At 51.0% G+C, this 19,797-nt stretch carries 23 protein-coding genes; 18 read left to right on the top strand and 5 right to left on the bottom strand.

The window, feature by feature from the left end:
• Positions 1-120: 120 nt before the first annotated feature.
• From NSS79_RS23940 to NSS79_RS23925, 4 genes are all read left to right on the top strand, one after another.
• Entirely contained in the window at positions 121-696 is a 576-nt protein-coding gene (locus tag NSS79_RS23940) for a TetR/AcrR family transcriptional regulator (protein ID WP_342440426.1), read from the top strand.
• A 150-nt stretch (positions 697-846) separates the two neighbouring features.
• Entirely contained in the window at positions 847-1,512 is a 666-nt protein-coding gene (locus NSS79_RS23935; protein ID WP_342436403.1) for a ribonuclease H family protein, read from the top strand.
• Positions 1,513-1,629: 117 nt separating this feature from the next.
• Positions 1,630-2,298: a uracil-DNA glycosylase gene (locus NSS79_RS23930; RefSeq protein ID WP_340897235.1), complete on the top strand. Its 669-nt coding sequence runs from the start codon at positions 1,630-1,632 to the stop codon at positions 2,296-2,298.
• 31 nt (positions 2,299-2,329) lie between these two features.
• Positions 2,330-2,734: a hypothetical protein gene (locus tag NSS79_RS23925; RefSeq protein ID WP_038595039.1), complete on the top strand. Its 405-nt coding sequence runs from the start codon at positions 2,330-2,332 to the stop codon at positions 2,732-2,734.
• A 106-nt stretch (positions 2,735-2,840) separates the two neighbouring features.
• On the opposite strand, the gene NSS79_RS23920 is transcribed toward NSS79_RS23925, so the two are convergent.
• Positions 2,841-3,941, bottom strand: coding sequence for an AI-2E family transporter (locus tag NSS79_RS23920; RefSeq protein WP_342436402.1), 1,101 nt, complete (start codon positions 3,939-3,941; stop codon positions 2,841-2,843).
• Positions 3,942-4,174: 233 nt separating this feature from the next.
• Here NSS79_RS23920 and NSS79_RS23915 point away from each other — a divergent pair, with 233 nt between their 5' ends.
• Positions 4,175-4,648: a general stress protein gene (locus NSS79_RS23915; protein ID WP_342436401.1), complete on the top strand. Its 474-nt coding sequence runs from the start codon at positions 4,175-4,177 to the stop codon at positions 4,646-4,648.
• Positions 4,649-4,679: 31 nt separating this feature from the next.
• Here NSS79_RS23915 and NSS79_RS23910 read toward each other — a convergent pair whose 3' ends face one another.
• A complete protein-coding gene (locus tag NSS79_RS23910; RefSeq protein WP_342436400.1) occupies positions 4,680-4,970 on the bottom strand; it encodes a hypothetical protein in 291 nt (96 codons plus the stop codon).
• A 308-nt stretch (positions 4,971-5,278) separates the two neighbouring features.
• On the opposite strand from NSS79_RS23910, the gene NSS79_RS23905 reads away from it, so the two are divergent.
• The 7 genes from NSS79_RS23905 to NSS79_RS23875 all read left to right on the top strand — a co-directional run bounded on the left by NSS79_RS23905 (position 5,279) and on the right by NSS79_RS23875 (position 11,659).
• Entirely contained in the window at positions 5,279-6,043 is a 765-nt protein-coding gene (locus NSS79_RS23905) for a DeoR/GlpR family DNA-binding transcription regulator (protein ID WP_342436399.1), read from the top strand.
• Positions 6,044-6,075: 32 nt separating this feature from the next.
• Positions 6,076-6,987, top strand: coding sequence for a 1-phosphofructokinase (pfkB, locus tag NSS79_RS23900; RefSeq protein ID WP_342436398.1), 912 nt, complete (start codon positions 6,076-6,078; stop codon positions 6,985-6,987).
• A 36-nt stretch (positions 6,988-7,023) separates the two neighbouring features.
• Entirely contained in the window at positions 7,024-8,949 is a 1,926-nt protein-coding gene (locus NSS79_RS23895) for a fructose-specific PTS transporter subunit EIIC (protein ID WP_342436397.1), read from the top strand.
• 141 nt (positions 8,950-9,090) lie between these two features.
• Positions 9,091-9,591 carry a Crp/Fnr family transcriptional regulator gene (locus NSS79_RS23890; RefSeq protein WP_038595026.1) on the top strand — a complete coding sequence of 167 codons (501 nt, stop codon included), beginning with the start codon at positions 9,091-9,093 and terminating at the stop codon, positions 9,589-9,591.
• A gap of 316 nt (positions 9,592-9,907) precedes the next feature.
• Complete coding sequence (locus NSS79_RS23885; protein ID WP_342436396.1) at positions 9,908-10,579, top strand: YitT family protein; 672 nt, start codon at positions 9,908-9,910, stop codon at positions 10,577-10,579.
• Positions 10,576-10,776 carry a hypothetical protein gene (locus tag NSS79_RS23880; RefSeq protein WP_342436395.1) on the top strand — a complete coding sequence of 67 codons (201 nt, stop codon included), beginning with the start codon at positions 10,576-10,578 and terminating at the stop codon, positions 10,774-10,776. Before NSS79_RS23885 ends, NSS79_RS23880 begins: the two co-directional genes overlap by 4 nt.
• A gap of 88 nt (positions 10,777-10,864) precedes the next feature.
• A complete protein-coding gene (locus NSS79_RS23875) occupies positions 10,865-11,659 on the top strand; it encodes a TIGR00266 family protein (protein WP_342436394.1) in 795 nt (264 codons plus the stop codon).
• 108 nt (positions 11,660-11,767) lie between these two features.
• On the opposite strand, the gene NSS79_RS23870 is transcribed toward NSS79_RS23875, so the two are convergent.
• Entirely contained in the window at positions 11,768-12,562 is a 795-nt protein-coding gene (locus NSS79_RS23870; RefSeq protein WP_342436393.1) for a class I SAM-dependent methyltransferase, read from the bottom strand.
• A gap of 118 nt (positions 12,563-12,680) precedes the next feature.
• Between NSS79_RS23870 and NSS79_RS23865 the strand changes: the two genes are divergently transcribed.
• A complete protein-coding gene (locus NSS79_RS23865) occupies positions 12,681-13,382 on the top strand; it encodes a response regulator transcription factor (protein ID WP_342436392.1) in 702 nt (233 codons plus the stop codon).
• A complete protein-coding gene (locus NSS79_RS23860; protein ID WP_342436391.1) occupies positions 13,379-14,353 on the top strand; it encodes a sensor histidine kinase in 975 nt (324 codons plus the stop codon). The genes NSS79_RS23865 and NSS79_RS23860 overlap by 4 nt, the downstream gene beginning before the upstream one ends.
• Here NSS79_RS23860 and NSS79_RS23855 read toward each other — a convergent pair.
• Both NSS79_RS23855 and NSS79_RS23850 read right to left on the bottom strand, forming a co-directional pair.
• On the bottom strand, positions 14,343-14,621 hold the full coding sequence (locus NSS79_RS23855) for a PQ-loop domain-containing transporter (RefSeq protein WP_342436390.1): 279 nt from the start codon (positions 14,619-14,621) through the stop codon (positions 14,343-14,345). The genes NSS79_RS23860 and NSS79_RS23855 overlap by 11 nt on opposite strands.
• A 126-nt stretch (positions 14,622-14,747) precedes the next feature.
• Positions 14,748-15,182 (bottom strand): MarR family transcriptional regulator, encoded by a 435-nt coding sequence (locus NSS79_RS23850; RefSeq protein WP_038595010.1) that lies wholly within the window; start codon positions 15,180-15,182, stop codon positions 14,748-14,750.
• A gap of 248 nt (positions 15,183-15,430) precedes the next feature.
• On the opposite strand from NSS79_RS23850, the gene NSS79_RS23845 reads away from it, so the two are divergent.
• From NSS79_RS23845 to NSS79_RS23830, 4 genes are all read left to right on the top strand, one after another.
• Entirely contained in the window at positions 15,431-16,201 is a 771-nt protein-coding gene (locus NSS79_RS23845) for an ABC transporter ATP-binding protein (protein WP_342436389.1), read from the top strand.
• On the top strand, positions 16,176-18,125 hold the full coding sequence (locus NSS79_RS23840) for an FtsX-like permease family protein (RefSeq protein ID WP_342436388.1): 1,950 nt from the start codon (positions 16,176-16,178) through the stop codon (positions 18,123-18,125). Before NSS79_RS23845 ends, NSS79_RS23840 begins: the two co-directional genes overlap by 26 nt.
• Before the next feature lie 17 nt (positions 18,126-18,142).
• Complete coding sequence (locus NSS79_RS23835; protein ID WP_342436387.1) at positions 18,143-18,775, top strand: DedA family protein; 633 nt, start codon at positions 18,143-18,145, stop codon at positions 18,773-18,775.
• A 73-nt stretch (positions 18,776-18,848) separates the two neighbouring features.
• Complete coding sequence (locus tag NSS79_RS23830; RefSeq protein WP_342436386.1) at positions 18,849-19,709, top strand: undecaprenyl-diphosphate phosphatase; 861 nt, start codon at positions 18,849-18,851, stop codon at positions 19,707-19,709.
• Positions 19,710-19,797: the final 88 nt, after the last annotated feature.

The raw sequence follows: 19,797 nt of genomic DNA, 5'->3' as shown, positions 1-19,797 counted from the left end.
TCTTTCTAAATTTATGTAGAATGATTAGTGCGGAAATATTGCGATGGAATTCACATTCCCTTCATTATATTTACCGATCGTTCTATAAATGGTAAAATCGACCCAGAGAGGAGCATGATGATGGCAAGAAGCAAAGAGTTCGATGTCGACAATGTACTCGGTAAAGCCATGAATGTTTTCTGGCAGCAGGGCTATGAGAAAACCTCCATGCAGGACCTGGTGACCGGAATGGGAATTCATAAGCGCAGCATGTATGATACTTTTGGCGACAAGCATACTTTATATATGAAAGCTATAGACCGGTATGTGCAGAATACCTCAGCCAAGATGGAAGAACAGGTGAAGGAAGCGGTCTCAGCAAAAGGGGCAATTCGTCAACTGTTTGAACTGATTCTTCAGATGGCAGAAATGGACCCGAAGGGCTGCCTGCTTGTGAACACTGCGGTTGAGCTGTCCTATCATGATCCCGAGGCAGCAGCCAGAGTGAATGAAGCGTTCCTGGATACAGAGCAGCTTATTGAGAAATTGCTGCTGGATGGCCAGGCAAGCGGTGAAATCTCCAGACACCGTCCGGCGGCGGATCTGGCGGCATATCTGCACAACGCGCTGGTAGGACTGCGGGTAATGGTCAAAACAACCAGGGATGTAGACAAACTGCAAGGGATTATAGATACTACGCTTGTGGTGCTCGATTAAACTTCTCGTATAGTATGAGCTTGTGCCGGGTCAAATATCCGCAGATTTTTGAGCGGCAACAGGCTCTGAATATAATTTGGCTTCAATATGGCCGCAGTTTGGATTACAATATTCTTCTGATGAATTTTTACGCGAAGGAAGGTCTGTACCATGGCTAAGCAGAAATTTTATGTAGTATGGGAAGGCAAACAGCCAGGAGTGTATGGTACATGGGCAGAATGCCAAGCCCAGACGGATCATTACACCGGAGCGAAATACAAATCCTATGAATCCAGAGCTGCCGCAGACGCAGCGTACAAGGCTGGCTGGAAGGGGAATTGGGGAACGGGGACATCATCCGCTTCCGGTAGCTCAAAGGGGAAACCGGCTGCCTCACGGGGACGGAGCGCCAGTGTAGAAACCTCGGCAGAGATAGATTATGACAGCATATCTGTTGATGTCGGTACACGGGGCAATCCGGGGCCGGTAGAATATAAGGGTGTGGACACTCAGACCGGTGACATTATATTCAGCTGCGGACCCATTAAGAAAGGTACGAATAATCTGGGTGAATTTCTGGCAATTGTTCATGCGCTGGCCCTGCTGAAGAAAGAGGGCAGCAGCAGGACGGTTTACAGTGATTCTGTGAACGCGATGAAATGGGTCAAGCAGAAGAAGGTGGCCACGACTCTGCCTAGAGATGCCTCTACAGAGGAGATTTGGATACTGATTGACCGCGCCGAGCGGTGGCTGCAGAGCAATACTTATGACAACAAACTGCTGAAATGGCAGACCAAAGAGTGGGGCGAGATCAAAGCGGATTACGGGCGGAAATAGCCCTGGCAACCCAGCTTTAGATCTGCCCTGTCACTGGAGTGCGTAAGCCAGCCTTATATTATGGGTAATAACAGGTAATGAATAATGATTACGTGAAAGATCGGAAGGAGAACGGGGATGTTCGGCAACGATTGGGATGAGGTATTGCAGGAGGAAACAACGAAGTCCTATTTTCAGGAACTGCGCTACACGCTTGCGGGTGAATATAAACAACATACAGTTTATCCGCCTAAAGAGCTGTTATTCTCGGCGCTCAAGCTGACACCATACAGCAAGACCCGGGTGGTTATTCTGGGACAGGACCCATATCATGGTGCGGGACAAGCTCACGGGTTAAGTTTCTCAGTGAAGCCCGGGGTGCGTATTCCGCCTTCGCTGCGCAATATTTATGCGGAGCTCCATACGGATACCGGGCTGCCGGTTCCGAACCACGGCTCACTGCTGCACTGGGCCGAAGAGGGTGTCCTCATGCTGAACGCAGTGCTGACTGTGCGCGAAGGCCAGCCCAATTCACATAAGGGACTAGGCTGGGAGACTTTCACAGACGCCATCATGGAGAAGCTGAATGAACGGACGGAGCCGATGGTATTTATCCTCTGGGGAAGCCATGCTCAGCAAAAAGGGGCTTATATCGACCGGGACCGGCATATGGTGATTCAGTCACCGCATCCGAGTCCGTTCTCGGCCCATCGCGGCTTTCTGGGCAGCCGCCCCTTCTCCAGAGCCAATCAGTATCTGGAGTCACATGGTCTTAAAGGAATAGATTGGTCCATACCGAATGTATAGGTAGCACGGACACAGCGAAGGGGGTGGAGCAATGAAGCATTGGGTTGGCAGACCGGTCATTATGTATTGCGGAGAAGAGCCCTACACCATCATGAAGGGCGTTCTGCGCAAATGGGATCCAGCCGCTTCGGTGGCCGTGATCGGCCATCAGGAAATTGCTGTACCTTTTCGTGACATTGTGTTCATTAAGGCTCTGGCTCCCAAAGAGAGAGCCTTGCCCCCGGTTCTTCATTCCGTTGGATATGTCATGAGAGAGCGCCAGCAGTTCGATAACGCAGTGTATTTTAAATCAGCAGTAACCGTATGGAAAGGTGATCAGCTGATTGCTTTTAATACAACTATAGCTTCGCATACCAAAGGTTCGGTTACCCTGGTGGACGGGCAGAATCTGATGAAAGGTACACACATCTTTGTCGTCCGCTCCCTGCGGGGCTGAGAAAGACAAAACAAAAAACGGCTGCACCCTCCCGATTAAGGATGGCGCAGCTGTTTTTTGTTTTGTTTCAGGGGCCTATATGAGAAGTTAGCCTAACCAACAGCTGCTATAGATGTTCTTCCTTGATGACTTCAACTTCTTCAATACGTTCCGCGATGATAATCTCATAGATTCGCAGGAATATGATTTTGATAATCATATACACGGGAAGAGCAATCAGCACACCGATGATGCCGAAGAAATCTCCGCCGATCAGCACAAGGAGTACCGTCGTGAGCGGGTGAACATCCAGCGACTTGCCGTAAATAATCGGAGAAAGCACATTATCTTGAATTTGCTGGGCGACCACAATAATGACCAAAGACCAAATCGCCATGGATGGCGAATCAATGAATCCCACAATGACTACCGGGATTGCCGCCAATAGAGAACCGACATAAGGAATGAAATTAAGCGGTATGGAAATTACGGCGAGCAAGAGCGAATAGGGCAATCCAATAATCAGAAAGCCGATATAGAGCATAATTCCCAGCACAACATTGAGCAGAACCCGGGTAACGATAAAACCGCTAAGTGCGCTGTCGATGTCCTTCAGCATTTCCTGGCCTTCCTTGCGGTACTTTTTCGGAATTAGGCTCTGCAGAATAGGGGACAGCTTGTGTCCGTCCTTCAGCATGTAATAAAGAATAATCGGCAAAGTGGCGATGACCACTACAATGCTTGAAATGACACCGATAAGATTGGTCATCGAATTGGTGACCCAGGTAATCCCATCGTTCAAATATCCCGAAAGCCGGGCGGCCACGTCGGTATCCCCTTTGAAGAATCTTGACAATGAAGGATTATTCTGCAGCTTGTTGAACTGATCCTGCATTCCCTGAACCAGGTAAGGGGTGTTGTCAATAAAGTTCTGAATCTGTTCACGAAGTGTCGGCCAGACCAGCACCCAGAACAGGATGAATAGTCCCACAGCGATAAGATAGATCAGCAGGATGGATAATCCGCGACCCAGTTTATGGCGCTCCAGGAACGAGACCAGCGGCCGCAGCAGGTAATACATGAATCCGGACAGCATCATCGGCACAAGCAGCAGATTCAGGATCGCCACCACAGGAGTGAACAGGAAAATAACTTTGGAGCCCAGATACAAAATCGTCAGAAAGGCGATAATGGCTAGGCATGTTCGAAAATACTTGCTTTGTAGCATAGCAGCCTCCCCTTCATTCTAAATAATGCCTGTATGTATCAGCATCAGGATCATTGGTAGATCTACCAATATACTAATAGTACATTAAAACCGCGGTAAATTTAAACCCGATTCTATCTTTATAACCGATATACGAGAGTTTGATTCAAGTTTATCCGGAACCAGGACAACCAGCCGGCCGGTTCAAGCCGCAAAGGTGGCGGTTAATATCGCTTAAACAGGAGGGATGTCATATGACTATGCTGGTTGTAGGAATATTCGGGCACCGGAGCGATGCAATACTGGCGATAGAGGCGGTGCAGGAGCTCGGAGTCAAAACGAAGCAGATATCGGTTGTGACGAAGGAGAAAAACACGCTGGAGGTCATCAGCCACGATACAGGGATTGGCAAGCCCGAAGCCGGGGAAGGCAATGCAGGCTTGTTCGGAACAGCGAGAGGCCTGGGGGTAGGGCTGGATATGTTGTCTGATACGGCGGTGGCAGCGGGGCCTGCAGCGAAGAAGCTGGCTGGAGCTGATCTGGATATCGACGGTCTTGCCGTCAGCCTGATTAGCATCGGAATCCCCAAGGAGGATGCTGAGGCCTATGCCAAACATGCTGACCTCGAGCATATTATTGTGATTGTCACACTTAAGGATGAAGAACCTCGCGGGAAGATAAACGCCATATTTGAAAAGCATCAGGCCATACCGCTTGCGTCTGCCTAATACGAAAGAACTTATTGCCATGGATTAAGCTTTAACGCGGTGGACGGGATTTCCGTCGGGCCGCTTTTTTTTTTCTGGATTGTATGAATAAAAGCGGGTCGATATTTACCTGGCCTCCGGTTTCCTTGGTCACTTGCTTCGCTTTGACGAGGGCCAAAAATGCGAACACTTCTCCCAAAGCGGTCAGACCGGCAGCGATAATTTCATAATCTTCAGCGCTTAGCTCCGTGGATTCTAACGGATTGCTGGCGCCGGAATTATTACTCAGATTGCTGATGCCCATGCGGTTGCGATATCCAAAGTAGTTTTTGTTATTGGCCATTTCCTGTTCACCCGCTTTTCCCCATATGTATTATAAAATATGTAACACCCCGGGCAGATGAAATAGGCGTTCGGGAGGATATTTCAGACAGCCGGCTTTGAGCAGATATGATCAAGAAAAAGGAGCTTTACAGATGATGAAAACGCTGTTATTATCATAAATAAGCAAAAGTAATCACAAACAGTCAATTTCAATCAAAATCGAGCAGTGGAATCTATTCGATCAAAATATGGAGTATAAGGATTATTGTTAATTCAGATCCTAAAGAAACCGGAAGGTAACGCTGTTCCGTTAAGGAGTGAACCGTCATGCTGTTTGAAGAGGAAAGAAAACGTAGCATCGTGCAGTTTGTCGAGAAGCACACGAGGGGATCGGTACAGGAGCTTAGCCAGCAGCTTGGCGTATCTGAATCGACAGTCCGCCGTGATCTTAAAGAGCTGGAGGAAGCACGGCTGCTGAAACGGACGCATGGCGGGGCGGTCTCCCTGCAGAGCGTCAACTTTGAAGCGGTATTTCAGGACAAGGAAGACCGGTTCCTGGAGGAGAAGCTGCGGATCGCCCGCAAAGCGGTGGAGATGATCCAGGACGGCGATGCAATCCTACTTGACGGAGGAACAACAACCCTGCAGATTGCCAGGGAGCTGAAATCGTTCTCTAATCTTAAGGTCATTACTAACTCTATCATGGCGCTAAACGAGCTGAAGGAGTGCCGTAATATCGAGGTATCCATCACGGGCGGTATGCTTCGTCCGGATACACTTGCTTTTGTGGGACCGATGACGGAGCGGTCACTGGAGATGGTTCGGGTGGATAAGGCGTTTCTCGGTACGAACGGGCTGGATGTGCATGAAGGCATTACCACACCGAATATGCTGGAAGCCGCCACCAAACGCAAAATGATCTCCGTTGCCAAGCAGGTCATCCTGCTGGCCGATCATAGCAAGATTGGGCAGGTATCCTTTTGCAAGGTGGCGGATCTGCAGGAAATGGATCATTGCATTCTGGATTCGGAAACGCCGGAGAGCTTTATCCGTGAGCTTGAAATGATGGATATGGACTATACATTAGTTTGAAAACTAGAAAACCACAATAATGAGGGATAATCATGATATATACAGTGACACTTAACCCTTCCATTGACTATATCGTGGAAGTTGACCAGGTAAAGCTTGGCAGCCTGAACAGGATGAAACGTGATTTGAAGCTGCCGGGTGGTAAAGGGATCAACGTCTCGCGTGTTCTGAACCAGTTGAACGTCCAGAACAAGGCAATTGGCTTTCTTGGGGGCTTTACCGGCCGTTATATTGAAGATTGGCTGCACGAAGAAGGCGTTGCCAGTGATTTCGTATCCGTCTCGGATGATACCCGGATTAACATCAAGCTCAAAGCCGGAGAGGAGACAGAGATTAACGGAGCGGGTCCGGTGATCCGTGATAACGAAGCTGAGGCGCTGCTTCAGAAGCTTGCTAATTTGAAGGCGGGCGATATCGTTATAATGTCCGGAAGCATTCCTCCTTCGCTGGGTGAGGATTTCTATAACAGGCTGATAGGCGTATGCAAGCAGCACGGGGCCGAATTTGTTATTGATACGACCGGACATGCATTGCAACAGGCGTTGCCTCTGGGACCGCTGCTTGTTAAGCCGAATCACCATGAGCTGGCAGAGTTGTTCGGGGTTCGAATCAGCAGCAAGGAAGATCTTATCATCTACGGGCGTAAGCTGCTGGAGCTCGGGGCGAAGCATGTGCTGGTCTCCATGGCTGGAGAGGGTGCTCTGTTCATTTCAGAGAATAGCCTGTTCCGCGCCAACGCGCCGGCAGGAAAAGTGAAGAATTCGGTAGGTGCGGGGGACTCTATGATTGCTGGTTTTGTGGGTACATTGTCCATGACAGGAGATGTACTGCAGGCATTCCGTGCAGGAGTAGCTTCCGGCAGCGCAACCGCATTCTCCGATGATCTGGCGGACAGAGAACTTATTGAGCAGCTCAAGCCCTTGATCGAAATTTCGCAGCTGTAAACGGGTAGTTCAAGAAAAAAAGGGGAGTTGAAATCAATGAAAATTACAGACTTAATGATAAAAGAAACGATGATTATGAACCTCAAGGCCACGACCAAGGAAGCGGCGATCGACGAACTGATTGCCAGTCTTGCAGGCAGCGGGCGCATTAATGATCCTGTGCAGTTCAAGGAAATGATCCTGCTTCGGGAAGCCCAATCCAGCACTGGCATTGGCGGAGGCATAGCAATGCCACATGCCAAAACCCGGGCCGTCAACGAGGCAACGGTTGTGTTTGCCAAAAGCGCAGCGGGCGTTGATTTTGCCTCACTCGATGAGGAACCGGCACAGCTGTTCTTTATGATTGCCGCGCCTGAGGGTGCTGGAAATATGCACCTGCGTACACTGGCTTCATTGTCCAGGTTGCTCATTGAAAGCGAATTCATCGAGGCGTTGATGAAAGCTTCCACCCCGGATGAAGTATCCGCTTTGTTCGATGCCAAACAGGCAGAGCAGGAGGCCAAGGCCAAGGAAAAGGACAATGAATCCGAAAGCGTAAAGCAGGCTCCTGAACGCGTAATTACAGGCAATCCGGCTTCTTCAAGCTTCGTCGTTGCGGTTACGGCGTGCCCTACAGGAATCGCCCATACCTTTATGGCTGAGGATGCATTAAAGAAAAAGGCCCTGGAAATGGGCGTCAACATCCGTGTGGAGACAAACGGTTCTGAAGGGGCACAGAATGTGCTGACCGAGGACGAAATCCGCCGGGCCAGCGGTGTTATCATCGCTGCCGACAAAAATGTGGAGATGGCCCGGTTCTCCGGCAAGCCGGTGCTGCAAAGACCGGTAAGCGACGGTATCCGCAAACCCGAAGAGCTGATCACCAAAGCAATGAATGGAGATGCGCCGATATACCGCAGTGAAGGCCGCAGCAGCGGGGATGCCCCAGCAGGGAACTCCTCCAGCATCGGTAGCAAGATCTATAAAGACCTGATGAACGGCATTTCACATATGCTGCCATTCGTAGTCGGCGGGGGGATTCTGCTGGCGATCTCCTTCCTGTTCGAGCAGGTGGCAGGTGTAGATAATCCGCTTGTGAAGCTGCTGCAGACGATCGGCGGGGGAGATGGCGCCTTCCATTTCCTGATTCCGATTCTCGCCGGATTTATCGCACTCAGCATTGGCGACCGCCCGGCACTCATGCCCGGGATGGTCGGCGGTTATATGGCCTTGAACTCCAATGCCGGATTCCTTGGCGGACTTGCCGCAGGTTTCCTGGCAGGGTATGTGGTCATCCTGCTGCGCAAGGTTTTCGCCGGTCTGCCCAAAACCCTGGACGGCTTGAAGCCGATACTGCTCTATCCGGTATTCAGTCTGCTCATTACCGGCGGCATTATGTTCTACCTGTTTGATCCGGTATTCAGCTGGATCAATGAAGGACTTATCGATGGTCTCAACAGTCTGGGCACCAGCAATATGATCATTTTGGGAATTATTCTCGGTGGAATGATGGCGATTGATATGGGCGGTCCCTTCAATAAAGCAGCTTACACTTTTGCCATTGGAGTATTTACATCCAGCGGCAACACTAACGGACTAATGATGGCTGCCGTTATGGCGGGAGGGATGGTTCCTCCGCTGGCCATTGCGCTGGCAACCACATTCTTTAAGAACAAGTTCACAGAAACGGAACGCAAGTCAGGTGTAACGAATTATGTGCTCGGCTTGTCATTCATTACCGAAGGAGCTATTCCCTTCGCCGCAGCCGATCCGCTGCGTGTCCTGACCAGCTGTATTATTGGTTCAGCTGTAGCTGGCGGACTTACGCAGTTGTGGAACATCAACGTCCCGGCTCCGCACGGCGGAATTTTTGTAGCCGCTCTGTCCAGCAACGCTCTGCTGTTCATTCTGGCGGTTCTTATCGGAGCTGTTATCTCCGGCCTGACGCTGGGACTTTGGAAGAAGCCGGTTAAGGCTAATTAAGACAATACAACATCCGTACTGCGGGATTCAGAATTCAATTCTGAGTCCCGCAGTTTTTTTTGCCTGAACGAACTGCATTTTGCAGGCGTATTTCTGTATAATTACAAATATACTTAACGAGAAGATAAAGGAGCGAGCGAGATGATTCTGCACAAAGGGGAGGCTTTGTTCCGCCAGGGAGACAGCTGCCAAAATCTGTACAAGGTAAAGAGCGGGCTGTTTAAGGTGACAAGGCTGCATGAGAACGGGAACATGGTGCTGTTCAATCTGTTGTATCCCGGTGAGACGGTTCCCCATCATTCTCTCATTTCGCCAAAGGAGGCGCATGGAACGGCGGTGGCGATGATGAGAAGCGAGGTGGAGGTCATTCCGGCTGCGGAATGGTACCGCGAGCTGCGTGAGGAGCCGGATAAAGTGATGGAAATCGCTCTGCTGCTCCAGGAGAAGGTTCGTTTTATGCAGACGCGCATTGACCACCTTACTGTCGGATCGCCGGGGGAGCGGATGGAGCTGCTGACCCGCTGGCTGAATGAGTACTCATATGGAGCACAGCTGACAGACCTGCTGACACAGGAAGAAATTGGGCAATTGATCGGCGTCCGGCGGGAGACGGTGAACCGTCTGCTGCGAAATCCGGGCTAATTCATGCTTTTTATTGGAAAACTGTTTAGAGTGACTCCTTTGCGTGGTATAATCTAAACAGAACATATCAAACTAAAGAAAGGATCAGGATACCATGTGTCCCCGAAGGACGATTCCCCAAAGGACGATTTGGAAACGTTATGATCTGTCTTATACTTAGCTTCCCTGTAGAATGTGCGCGAACCGTTGTTAATTGACGAAGCCGCCTCTGCGTGGGAAGGGAGTATTGTATGCGAAGGAAGAACTCTTCTGGTTTTACCCCTCGTAGAGGCTGGCGGGACGTCTAAGCCGCCATTTACGATAAGGGGAGACCTGTATGAAGAAACAAGACAGTGGCATGAGGTTGCCGCTACGACTCATTATTATTTTATCCGGAACATTGTTACTTGCATTTACTTATTATCACATCAATTATCAGAATCATTTGACCGAGGGCGGGTTTGTAGGCCTGGCACTGCTCGGCAAATACGTATTAGGAATTTCACCTTCACTATCTACGCTAATCTTAGACATTCCAGTACTCATAATCGCAATGATATTCAAAGGAAAATCGTTCGTGGTGAACACCTTCATCTCCGTAGGAGCCTTCACGGTATTCTATGGTTTGATGGAACGCTATTCCGGATGGGTCATTGACTTGCAGGATAACTTGCCGCTTGCGGCGTTGTTGTCCGGTGTACTGACAGGTCTAGGAGCGGGAATGGTCCTGCGCGGCGGCGGGGCGAGCGGCGGAGACGATATTTTGTCCCTGCTGATCAGTGAATGGAAAGGAATTAAAGTGGGTACGGTATTCATCCTGATGGATGTAATTGTTTTGGCGTTGTCACTCTTCTATATGCCTCTCAAGGAAACCTTGTATACGGTGATGGCCGTGGTTGTAGCCGGCTATGTGATCACCTTTACCACATCCTTGGGCAGACCGAAGCTGAGCAAGGCGCCGAAGATCCAGCCTGCACGGGTGAAGCCGCAGGATGGTACGGTAATATGAATAGGGCAAAGTTAGCCCCATGTCACGGGGATCATTATGAGAGGCCAACGGGAACTTACCCGGCTGGCCTCTTGTTTGTGTCAGGTGCCCACTATTTTAAAGGGCAGGATGCCATGAGGTTTTACGCAAAAATGGGCTGGGACCATGCTTATATGGAGACGCGCGACCGTCTGCTGTCCATACCCTGCAATATTTAACAAAATGCTGAAACCGCTGCTGGAGGGAGCGCGTATATATCTCATTCAAAAACATAGGATTACAAAAACTTTGGGGGGGATAACAAGGATGAGTGCTCACGAAATTGATTATGTCATTATGGGCGAGGAAATTCAGTGTGTGGAGGTGCAGCTTGATCCGGGGGAGAGTGTGATCGCAGAAGCGGGAAGCTTCATGATGATGGACCCGGAGATTACGATGGAGACGATCTTTGGCGACGGATCAGGCTCTGGACGGACAAATGGTCTGGTAGGCAAGCTGATGGGTGCAGGCAAACGCCTGCTGACCGGAGAAAGCCTGTTTATGACGATCTTCACGCACAGCGGGGGCTATGGCCGGAAGAGTGTCACCTTTGCCGCCCCGTATCCGGGCAAAATCATCCCGCTTGATCTCCAGCAATACCACGGCAAAATCATCTGCCAGAAGGACTCCTTTCTCTGTGCTGCCAAAGGCGTGTCGGTGGGCATTGAATTCCAGCGCAAGCTGGGCGCAGGCTTCTTCGGCGGTGAGGGATTTATTATGCAAAAGCTGGAGGGCGACGGCCTCTCCTTCGTCCATTCCGGGGGTTATGTGCTGGAACGGACGCTGCAGCCTGGAGAGACAATCAAGATCGACACCGGCTGTCTTGTGGCCATGACTTCGTCTGTGGATTATGATATCGAATTTGTCAAAGGTGTTAAGACCGCGCTGTTTGGTGGGGAAGGATTGTTCTTTGCTACCCTGCGCGGGCCGGGCAAGGTATGGGTACAGTCGCTGCCGTTTAGCCGGATGGCGGACCGCATTCTGTCGGCAGCCGGCAACACCGGCCGCAAGGAAGAAGGAAGCATCCTTGGGGGCCTTGGCAATCTGCTGGATGGCAGATAGGATCGCCAGAGACAAGAATTAGAATTGCCGCTTTTCCACTTCGCGGGTACAGCGTGATTGGAGAAACAGCCGTCTTCACCGGATTACCCGGGAAGGCGGCTGTTTGTGTTATTTTACGGCCAGAATAATATTAGTATGTATTCCTTCAGTAAAGACTCCTTTGGGGTCCAGAAGCAATAACCTCTCTTCCAGCTCGCTCTCGAATAGAGGTGCCCGGTCGCCGAGAAACCGCTTCGAGCCAAAGGAAGTGGAATACAGATTCCCCAGTATGGCTTCTATAGTCCACTGATATTCATACATTGGCAGCCGGTGAGTTTCAAGGCGGAAGCTGGAGCCGGCTACGATATCCGTGTGACTTTTGAGCGGATGAGAATAGGTCGTATTGCCAGCCTTCCGCTCCTCGCCATACCATTTGCGCACGATCCGGTCCACTTCGTTCTGCCAAGGCAGGGGCGCTTGATCAGGCTTGTATTGATCCACAATAGCGACTCCGCCTCCCGGAGCAACCCGGTTGTAGAGCAGTTCGAGCACCAGGTCCCTGTCCATCCAGTGAAAAGCCTTGGCTATAGTGACCAGACGGTATACGGGAAATGTGGACAGAGCCAAATATTCTTCCGCTTTTCCCGCAACCCATTCCGTATTAAGCGCTCTCATTTCCTTGCTGATCCGCGCTGCCTCATTGATCATTTCCTGTTCGTAGTCGAGTCCGGTCACGCGCTGGACCCAATCGGCAAAACGCAAGGCAAGCTGCCCGGTCCCGCAGCCCAAATCCAGCAGTTCGCCTTCCCCGTCCAGCCCAAAGCGGTTCACAAGGAATCTTACCAGCCCGGAAGGATAGAGCGGACGATACTTCGCGTAATAACCTGCCGATCCTTTGAAAAGATCCTGACCATAATCTATCATGCCTCTCATCAGCTCCTTTGACTGAAAATTATAACCTATATTTGACTAGCCTGCAGTGACTGTATATATTATTGGGCAAACCCCTTAGCTTCACTAGGGCGTAAACCGGAGGCCTGATATGTTCAAAATATTTATCATTGAGGATGACCGGGGGCTGGTGGCGCTGCTCCAGGAATATTTACATAGGTTCGGCTATGAAACACAGGCGGTGAACGATTTTGAAGCGGTACGGACCGAGTTTGAGCAGTATGTGCCGCATCTCGTACTGCTGGATGTTAATCTGCCTAAATTTGACGGTTATTACTGGTGCCGCCAGATCCGCGGAATCTCGACCTGTCCGATTCTCTTCATCTCCGCCCGCGACGGCAAAATGGATCAGGTGATGGCGCTGGAGAACGGAGCGGATGATTACATTACGAAGCCGTTTGATTATGAAATAGCCATGGCCAAAATCAAAAGCCATCTGCGCCGCGCTTACGGCTCCTATGCTGTGGGAGTGAACGAGCGCAGTCTGGCGGTGTCAGGACTGACGCTGGATGTGGAACGTCTGGTGCTGTCGCGCGGCAATGCCAAAGTCGACCTCAGCCATACGGAAGCGAAAATTCTCGACGAGCTGATGAAAAAAACAGGCACCATCGTCACCCGCGACCGGCTGCTGGAGAAAATCTGGGATGACCAGGCGTTTGTTGATGATAATACGCTGAATGTCTATGTCACCCGTGTGCGCAAAAAGCTGGCGGCGATGGGTATTCAGGACGGGCTGCAGACCGTACGCGGGCAAGGGTACCGGTTAAGCGACAACTGGGGGGAAGTGACGTGAAGCTATTTTTGCGGGAACAGACGCCGTTAATCGTGATCTACCTTGCCCAGCTTATGATCATTACCCTGGTGTACCGGCTGGACGGAGGAAGCGGTGTGAATGTCAGTCTGTACGCCGGGCTGCTCAGCACCTTTTTGCTGCTGGCCTATCTGGCGTACCGTTATTTCTCCAACCGGTCATTCTATGAACGGCTGGAGAGCCTGCCTTCATCGCTGGATGAATCGGGAGGGCCCGCACAAGGTTCTCCGCTCGCAGAAAGCCTGCGCAAGCTGCTGGCACAGCAGTTCCGGCTCTACCAGAATGATTTGCACAGCTACCGCCACAAGCTGGAGGAGCATATTCATTTCATCAACCAGTGGGTGCACGCTATGAAGACTCCGCTCTCGGTGATCCACTTGATTATTCAGGATAAAGACGGTCCCCCGTTCACGGCCATTGGCGATGAGCTGGACCGGCTGAAAAAAGGGCTGGATACGGTGCTCTATACCGCAAGACTGGATACGTTCGAGCATGATTTCTATGTAGAGCAGCTGGAGCTGGCGGACATCGTGCGCGGTGTGACCTCAGAACAAAAACGGCTGTTCATCCGCAAACGGGTGTTTCCGGCGATAGCGATGGACAGCGGTATAACCATCACCTCTGACGAGAAATGGCTGACGTTTGTGCTGACACAGCTAATAACCAATGCCTTACGCTATACGGTAGAGGAGGGGCGTGTAGTTCATTTTCGCGGCTATCTTCAGGAGAAGGGCAGGGCGGTGCTGGAAGTCCGCGACGAAGGAGTCGGCATCCCGCCGGGGGATTTACCGCGCGTCTTCGATGCTTATTTTACCGGTGTGAACGGCCGCAGCTTTCAGGAATCCACGGGGATGGGCCTCTATTTGGTGAAGCAGATCTGCAGCAAGCTGGGGCATGAGGTGGAAATTTCCTCTGAGGTGGGCAAGGGTACGACAGTGCGGATTATTTTCTGAGCCGGGGCTGAAACCGCAGGATCAGAATAACGACAGCCGATACTACTGTTAAAGACATGGTGTTTGTGATGAAAAAAGCAAGTCCCACGCCCGTCAACACCAAGTTGACAGCATAAGCCTCCATTAAACCAATTCCCAGCAGCATCAATAAGTAGGACTTCAGGTTTAAGTCCGCAACCGATTTTGTCTTTAGAATTTGGATGATTTGAGGTAGCCAGCCGAGGGAAAGAATGACACCGCCGATCAGCTGCATAAGCGAAAAGAGCATGAGATCACCTCACAGTTCCTTTTTGTACATTGTATGCGCCGCGGGCGGAATGGGTTCTTTTCACCTAAAAAAACCGCCGCCTCTGGGATGAGGCAGCGGGTCGTTCAGGAAGCCAGGCTTACGCCATCATTGCTGTTTCAGACGCAGCAACTGCTCCAGCAGCTCCTGCACCCTGGTGTCAGGGAACGACTGGGCCAGAACCTCGTTAACGGTCACCCGGGCCCGGTCCAGCTTGTCTTGCCCTATGGCAGTAAGCGAGGTATAAATGCTTCTGCGGTCATCATCACAGGTCTTTCTTTGGAGCGCGTTGCAGCCTTTGGCTTCAAAACGGCTGACCAGTCTGGAGACGGCGCTCTGGCTTAACCCGACCATCGACTCCAATTGCTGCAGCTTCAGCTTCTTCTCCGGGGCTTCGGAGAGAAACAGCAGCAGATAGAATTCTTTTAGAGACAATTGGTAGTTCTCCTGAAGTTTGGTTTCTAACTCATTTGCTACATTCATTTGTATATGGGTCAATGACAACCAGCTGGTTATCAGTTCATTAGCAAGAGTATCCTTCATCGCATATCACAATTCCTCTCCCGGCTATATACCGACTCATGAAATTAAATATTCAACTATTATAGCATCATACGCCCGTGGTTTGATAGATACAGAGGAATCGGCTGCAGCGTGCCGGAATTCTGTCAACTCTATTCTGCTTACAATAATGTAAGGTGACTGTAAGTTTCAGAAATAGCAGCTGTAGTTTACAGTTTATATAATGAAGTCAATCCAAAACGATCAGGTGAACGAAGGAGCGGAAGCACTTGCCCATATTAGACGTCCATAATTTATCCAAAATATATGAGGGCAAGGTATCGATTCATGCGCTGAACCATATTCGTTTTGCCGTGGAGAAGGGTGAGTTTGTAGGTATTATGGGACCTTCAGGCAGTGGGAAAACAACACTGCTCAACGTGATCGCCACGATCGACGAGCCTACCTCAGGCGAGGTAATGATTAACGGCGGAAATCCGAATGCGCTTGGGCGCAAGGACAAAGCGCTCTTCCGGCGGAAGGAGCTGGGTTTCGTCTTTCAGCATTTCAATCTGCTTGATACGCTTACCGTAGAAGAAAATATCGTGCTGCCGCTGACGCTCACCGGGGTTCCGCTTCCGGAAATGGAACGCAGGCTGCAAGAGGTGGCTGAGCGGCTGGCCATCGGTCCGCTTCTTCATAAACGGACATATGAAATCTCCGGCGGGCAGATGCAGCGGGTGGCGATTGCCCGGGCAATGATTCACCGGCCGGCGCTGATTCTGGCCGATGAGCCTACGGGCAGCCTGGACTCCAAAACAGCGGCCGAAGTGATGAGCCTGCTGGCTGAAGTCAATGAAGCGGAAGGGTCCACGGTGCTGATGGTCACCCATGACGCAGTGGCAGCGAGCTTTTGCCACCGGGTCATCTTTATCAAGGACGGACGTTTCTACAGCGAGATGTACCGGGGCAGCAGCAGGCCGGCTTTCTTCCAGAATATCATCGACATGCTGTCGCTGCTGGGAGGAGCAAGCCATGACCTTTCGGCAGTTCGCTTATAGAAATGTAACGCGGAATAAGCGTAAATACGCCGCTTATTTTGTCAGCAGCGCATTTTCCGTAATGATCTTTTTTCTCTGTGCACTGTTTATATTTCATCCGGTGATTTCGGGCGATATGATCCTGGATACGGCGGCTGACACCATGATGGTGGCTGAGGGAATCATCTTTGTATTTTGTTCACTGTTCGTGCTGGTGTCCGTAGGGTCTTTTCTGCAGTCCCGCAAGCTGGAATTCGGCATCCTGCTGATGCACGGCATGACGAAGCGGCAGCTGAACCTGATGGTCTTTTTGGAGAATATGATGATCGGCAGCTCCGCCATCCTCACCGGCACTTTGCTCGGTCTGCTGCTGGGCAAGTTGTTCCTGATGATTGGAGCGGGGTTCCTGGGCATTGGCCCGCTGGAATTTTATCTTTCCTGGCATGCACCGGTACTGACGATTTGCAGCTTTGCTCTGCTGTTCATGATAATCTCGTTAAGTACCTTTGCCTTTATCGGGAACGAGTCGGCGAGAGGTTTGTTTCAGCGCGGTCGCAAAGGAGACAAGGAGCCGCGGGTGTCGGCCTTACTGGCGTTCGCTTCGGCGCTGCTGCTGCTTGGAGGCTATGTTCTGGCCGCTACCACGACCGCAGCTTCGGTGGAGAGAGTGATGTTTCCGGTGGTGGCCATTACAGTCGCCGGTACTTACTTGTTCTATACACAGCTTAGTCTATTTGTGGTTAGGATCATGAGGAAAGTCCGGCGGTTTTATTGGCATAAGACAAACATTATTACGCTCTCGGGCTTAACCTACCGCTGGAAAGACAACGGGCGGATGTTTTTTATGGTGACGATTGTTTCGGCGGTATCCTTCACCTCTGTCGGGGTATTTGCTTCTATTCATACACTCTCCAAAGAGCTGAAGCTGGACTATCCGGCAGCGGTCGGTTATGTGGCCAAGGGCAATGAGGCCGGGTCCGCTGCAGAAGAGGATTTAAGCGGGATAAAAGCGGAACTGGAGCGGTTGAATCTTCCCTATCGCTCGCTGGAGATCCAAATCAAATATGCGGAAGTAGAGTCTCAGACCGGTCCCGACCGAACAGAGCGTTTGCCGCTGATGGCTTACAGTGATTACAAACAGGCGCTCCAGCAAGCCGGATTCACCTCCCGTGAGCAGCCGCTCCAGGGGAACGAAGGTCTGGTCATGATCGGTTCCCAGCGTGACCGCAGCCTGACCTCTGATCGGGTTCATGCCCTCTATAAGCTGAAGCAGGGAGTAGATATTCAGGAGATCGGGTATACGGAGCATGTGCCGATTGCTGAATATCTGCTGCCGGAGCTGGACGGGAGGGATGGCGGTGATTTCAGCGGAGTTGTCGTCAGTGACAGCTTGTTCTCCGGTATTAATCCCGTGCAAAGCGATTTGTATACCGGGTTCTATGTGGAGCCATTCCAACAGACGGTTGGCATTGCTTCGGGACTTGCGGACAAAGGCAAAGTGTCCTACGAGAGCAAATCCCCTTATGCCGTTGTGGTCAGCGGCACGCTGTTCGAAATTCAGCGGACGTTATACAGTACGATGCTGTTCGCTTCGCTTTTGGTCGGCACAGCTTTTTTTATCGCCGCAGGCAGCTTTTTGTACTTCCGGTTGTACATGGATCTTGACCATGACCGGCTGCAGTATTCCACCTTGTCCAAAATGGGCCTGACCGACCAGGAACTGGACCGGACTGTGACCCTGCAATTGTCCCTGATGTTCTTTGTTCCAGTGGGGTTAGCCATCCTGCACAGCTTGTTCGCCTTTATTGCGCTGCAGCGGCTGTTCTATCTGTCCATCGCTGCCGAAACGGGCGCGGTGCTTATCGGCTACCTGGCTGCGCAGGGGTTATACTTCTTCCTTATCCGCAGCCGTTATTTGCGCAATCTCAAAAAAAATCTCATCTGAACGCGGAGGAGCACGAAATGAAAACATGGATTACCGATTTTATGGAACAGTTCGGCTATCTGGGCATTTTTCTGATGCTGGCCCTGGAAAATATTTTTCCGCCTATCCCCTCGGAGGTAATCCTTCCGTTCGGCGGTTTCATGACAACCACTTCCGGGATGACCGTCCCCGGCGTGCTGATCGCCTCAACGGCCGGCTCGCTGCTGGGAGCGCTTGTGCTGTACTGGATCGGCCGGATGCTGGACGTGAACAGACTGGAGCGGATTGTGGACCGCTGGGGCGGACTGCTCCGGATCAGCGGAAAGGATATCCGCAAAGCGGATGCCTGGTTCGACAAATACGGCTACTGGACGGTATTATTCTGCCGGATGATTCCGCTGGTGCGGAGTCTGATCTCCATTCCTGCCGGAATGTCGGGGATGAAATTCGGATTATTCATGCTGTTTACGACGATCGGGACGCTCGGCTGGAATGTGCTGCTTATTCTGCTGGGTGCTGCGCTGGGAGAATCCTGGGAGGATATTGGCGTGTACATGGAAGCTTACTCGAGTGTCGTCTACGTATTGATTGCTGCGGGAGTTGTTGTGGGTGGTGTGCTCTATTTCCGCAAACGCCAGTCCGCTAGAAAACCGGTAGATACCACAGATTAATTAAATTCACAGGTTTCGCAGAACTATTTAAAGCCTCGCATAGGGTGAGGTCAACAAAAAGGAGGGGATCAATATGGAGCTGCTGACTATTATGAAAGCCATCATTCTGGGCATTGTAGAAGGATTAACTGAATTTGCTCCGGTATCCTCGACTGGCCATATGGTGATCGTGGATGATATGTGGCTGAAATCCCAGGAATTTCTCGGAAAATATGCGGCGAACACGTTCAAAGTAGTCATCCAGCTGGGTTCGATCCTGGCGGTAGTCATCATTTTCCGCAACCGGTTCATCGACCTGCTGGGTCTCAAGCGGTTTAGCCGAAAGGAGCTGACGGCGGTGCCGGAAGGACAACCTCCGGTGGAGACGGAAGGCCGGCTGAAGCTGGCGCAGGTCATTGTAGGACTTATCCCTGCAGGAATCCTCGGTTTTCTGTTCGAGGATTACATCGATGAGCATTTATTTTCAACATCAACGGTGCTGATCGGTCTGGTCATTGGTGCAATATTCATGATTTTTTCCGACCGGTTCGCCCCCAAAAATATCAAGACAGAGAGTGTTGACCAAATTACATATAGACAGGCGCTATCGGTAGGTTTGATCCAATGCTTGTCGCTCTGGCCCGGCTTTTCACGCTCCGGATCGACCATCTCAGGTGGTGTGCTGCTGGGTATGAGCCACCGTGCGGCTGCCGATTTCACCTTTATTATGGCAGTGCCGATTATGGCGGGTGCGAGTCTGATTTCACTGGTCAAGAACTGGCAGTATTTTACGATAGATGCCCTGCCGTTTTTTATTGCCGGGTTTATTAGTGCCTTCCTGTTCGCGCTGCTCTCTATGAAGTTTTTCCTGAAGCTGATCAACCGGATCAAGCTCATGCCGTTTGCGATTTACCGTCTCGTTCTTGCCGGGGTAGTCTACCTCGTCTGGTTCTAAAAGACAGGCTGAAACAGTCCGTTAACTGCTATCATTTATCGAAAAGGAACCGGGTGTACCTCCTTGCCAAGGACGGTGCAGCGGTTCT

It is taken from the genome of Paenibacillus sp. FSL L8-0436 (assembly GCF_038593025.1).
Classification (GTDB): Bacteria; Bacillota; Bacilli; order Paenibacillales; family Paenibacillaceae; genus Paenibacillus_AQ.
This window is presented reverse-complemented; position numbering and strand designations above follow the sequence as displayed.

Excerpts from the sequence above, each read along its gene's own strand:
- NSS79_RS23940 (WP_342440426.1), top strand. The coding sequence starts at position 121 with ATGGCAAGAAGCAAAGAGTTCGATGTCGACAATGTACTCGGTAAAGCC.
- NSS79_RS23895 (WP_342436397.1), top strand. The coding sequence starts at position 7,024 with ATGAAAATTACAGACTTAATGATAAAAGAAACGATGATTATGAACCTC.
- NSS79_RS23840 (WP_342436388.1), top strand. The coding sequence starts at position 16,176 with ATGACCTTTCGGCAGTTCGCTTATAGAAATGTAACGCGGAATAAGCGT.
- NSS79_RS23865 (WP_342436392.1), top strand. The coding sequence starts at position 12,681 with ATGTTCAAAATATTTATCATTGAGGATGACCGGGGGCTGGTGGCGCTG.
- NSS79_RS23890 (WP_038595026.1), top strand. The coding sequence starts at position 9,091 with ATGATTCTGCACAAAGGGGAGGCTTTGTTCCGCCAGGGAGACAGCTGC.
- NSS79_RS23910 (WP_342436400.1), bottom strand. The coding sequence starts at position 4,970 with ATGGCCAATAACAAAAACTACTTTGGATATCGCAACCGCATGGGCATC.
- NSS79_RS23830 (WP_342436386.1), top strand. The coding sequence starts at position 18,849 with ATGGAGCTGCTGACTATTATGAAAGCCATCATTCTGGGCATTGTAGAA.
- pfkB (WP_342436398.1), top strand. The coding sequence starts at position 6,076 with ATGATATATACAGTGACACTTAACCCTTCCATTGACTATATCGTGGAA.
- NSS79_RS23835 (WP_342436387.1), top strand. The coding sequence starts at position 18,143 with ATGAAAACATGGATTACCGATTTTATGGAACAGTTCGGCTATCTGGGC.
- NSS79_RS23870 (WP_342436393.1), bottom strand. The coding sequence starts at position 12,562 with ATGATAGATTATGGTCAGGATCTTTTCAAAGGATCGGCAGGTTATTAC.
- NSS79_RS23855 (WP_342436390.1), bottom strand. The coding sequence starts at position 14,621 with ATGCTCTTTTCGCTTATGCAGCTGATCGGCGGTGTCATTCTTTCCCTC.
- NSS79_RS23920 (WP_342436402.1), bottom strand. The coding sequence starts at position 3,941 with ATGCTACAAAGCAAGTATTTTCGAACATGCCTAGCCATTATCGCCTTT.
- NSS79_RS23905 (WP_342436399.1), top strand. The coding sequence starts at position 5,279 with ATGCTGTTTGAAGAGGAAAGAAAACGTAGCATCGTGCAGTTTGTCGAG.
- NSS79_RS23935 (WP_342436403.1), top strand. The coding sequence starts at position 847 with ATGGCTAAGCAGAAATTTTATGTAGTATGGGAAGGCAAACAGCCAGGA.
- NSS79_RS23925 (WP_038595039.1), top strand. The coding sequence starts at position 2,330 with ATGAAGCATTGGGTTGGCAGACCGGTCATTATGTATTGCGGAGAAGAG.
- NSS79_RS23885 (WP_342436396.1), top strand. The coding sequence starts at position 9,908 with ATGAAGAAACAAGACAGTGGCATGAGGTTGCCGCTACGACTCATTATT.
- NSS79_RS23850 (WP_038595010.1), bottom strand. The coding sequence starts at position 15,182 with ATGAAGGATACTCTTGCTAATGAACTGATAACCAGCTGGTTGTCATTG.
- NSS79_RS23930 (WP_340897235.1), top strand. The coding sequence starts at position 1,630 with ATGTTCGGCAACGATTGGGATGAGGTATTGCAGGAGGAAACAACGAAG.
- NSS79_RS23875 (WP_342436394.1), top strand. The coding sequence starts at position 10,865 with ATGAGTGCTCACGAAATTGATTATGTCATTATGGGCGAGGAAATTCAG.
- NSS79_RS23915 (WP_342436401.1), top strand. The coding sequence starts at position 4,175 with ATGACTATGCTGGTTGTAGGAATATTCGGGCACCGGAGCGATGCAATA.
- NSS79_RS23880 (WP_342436395.1), top strand. The coding sequence starts at position 10,576 with ATGAATAGGGCAAAGTTAGCCCCATGTCACGGGGATCATTATGAGAGG.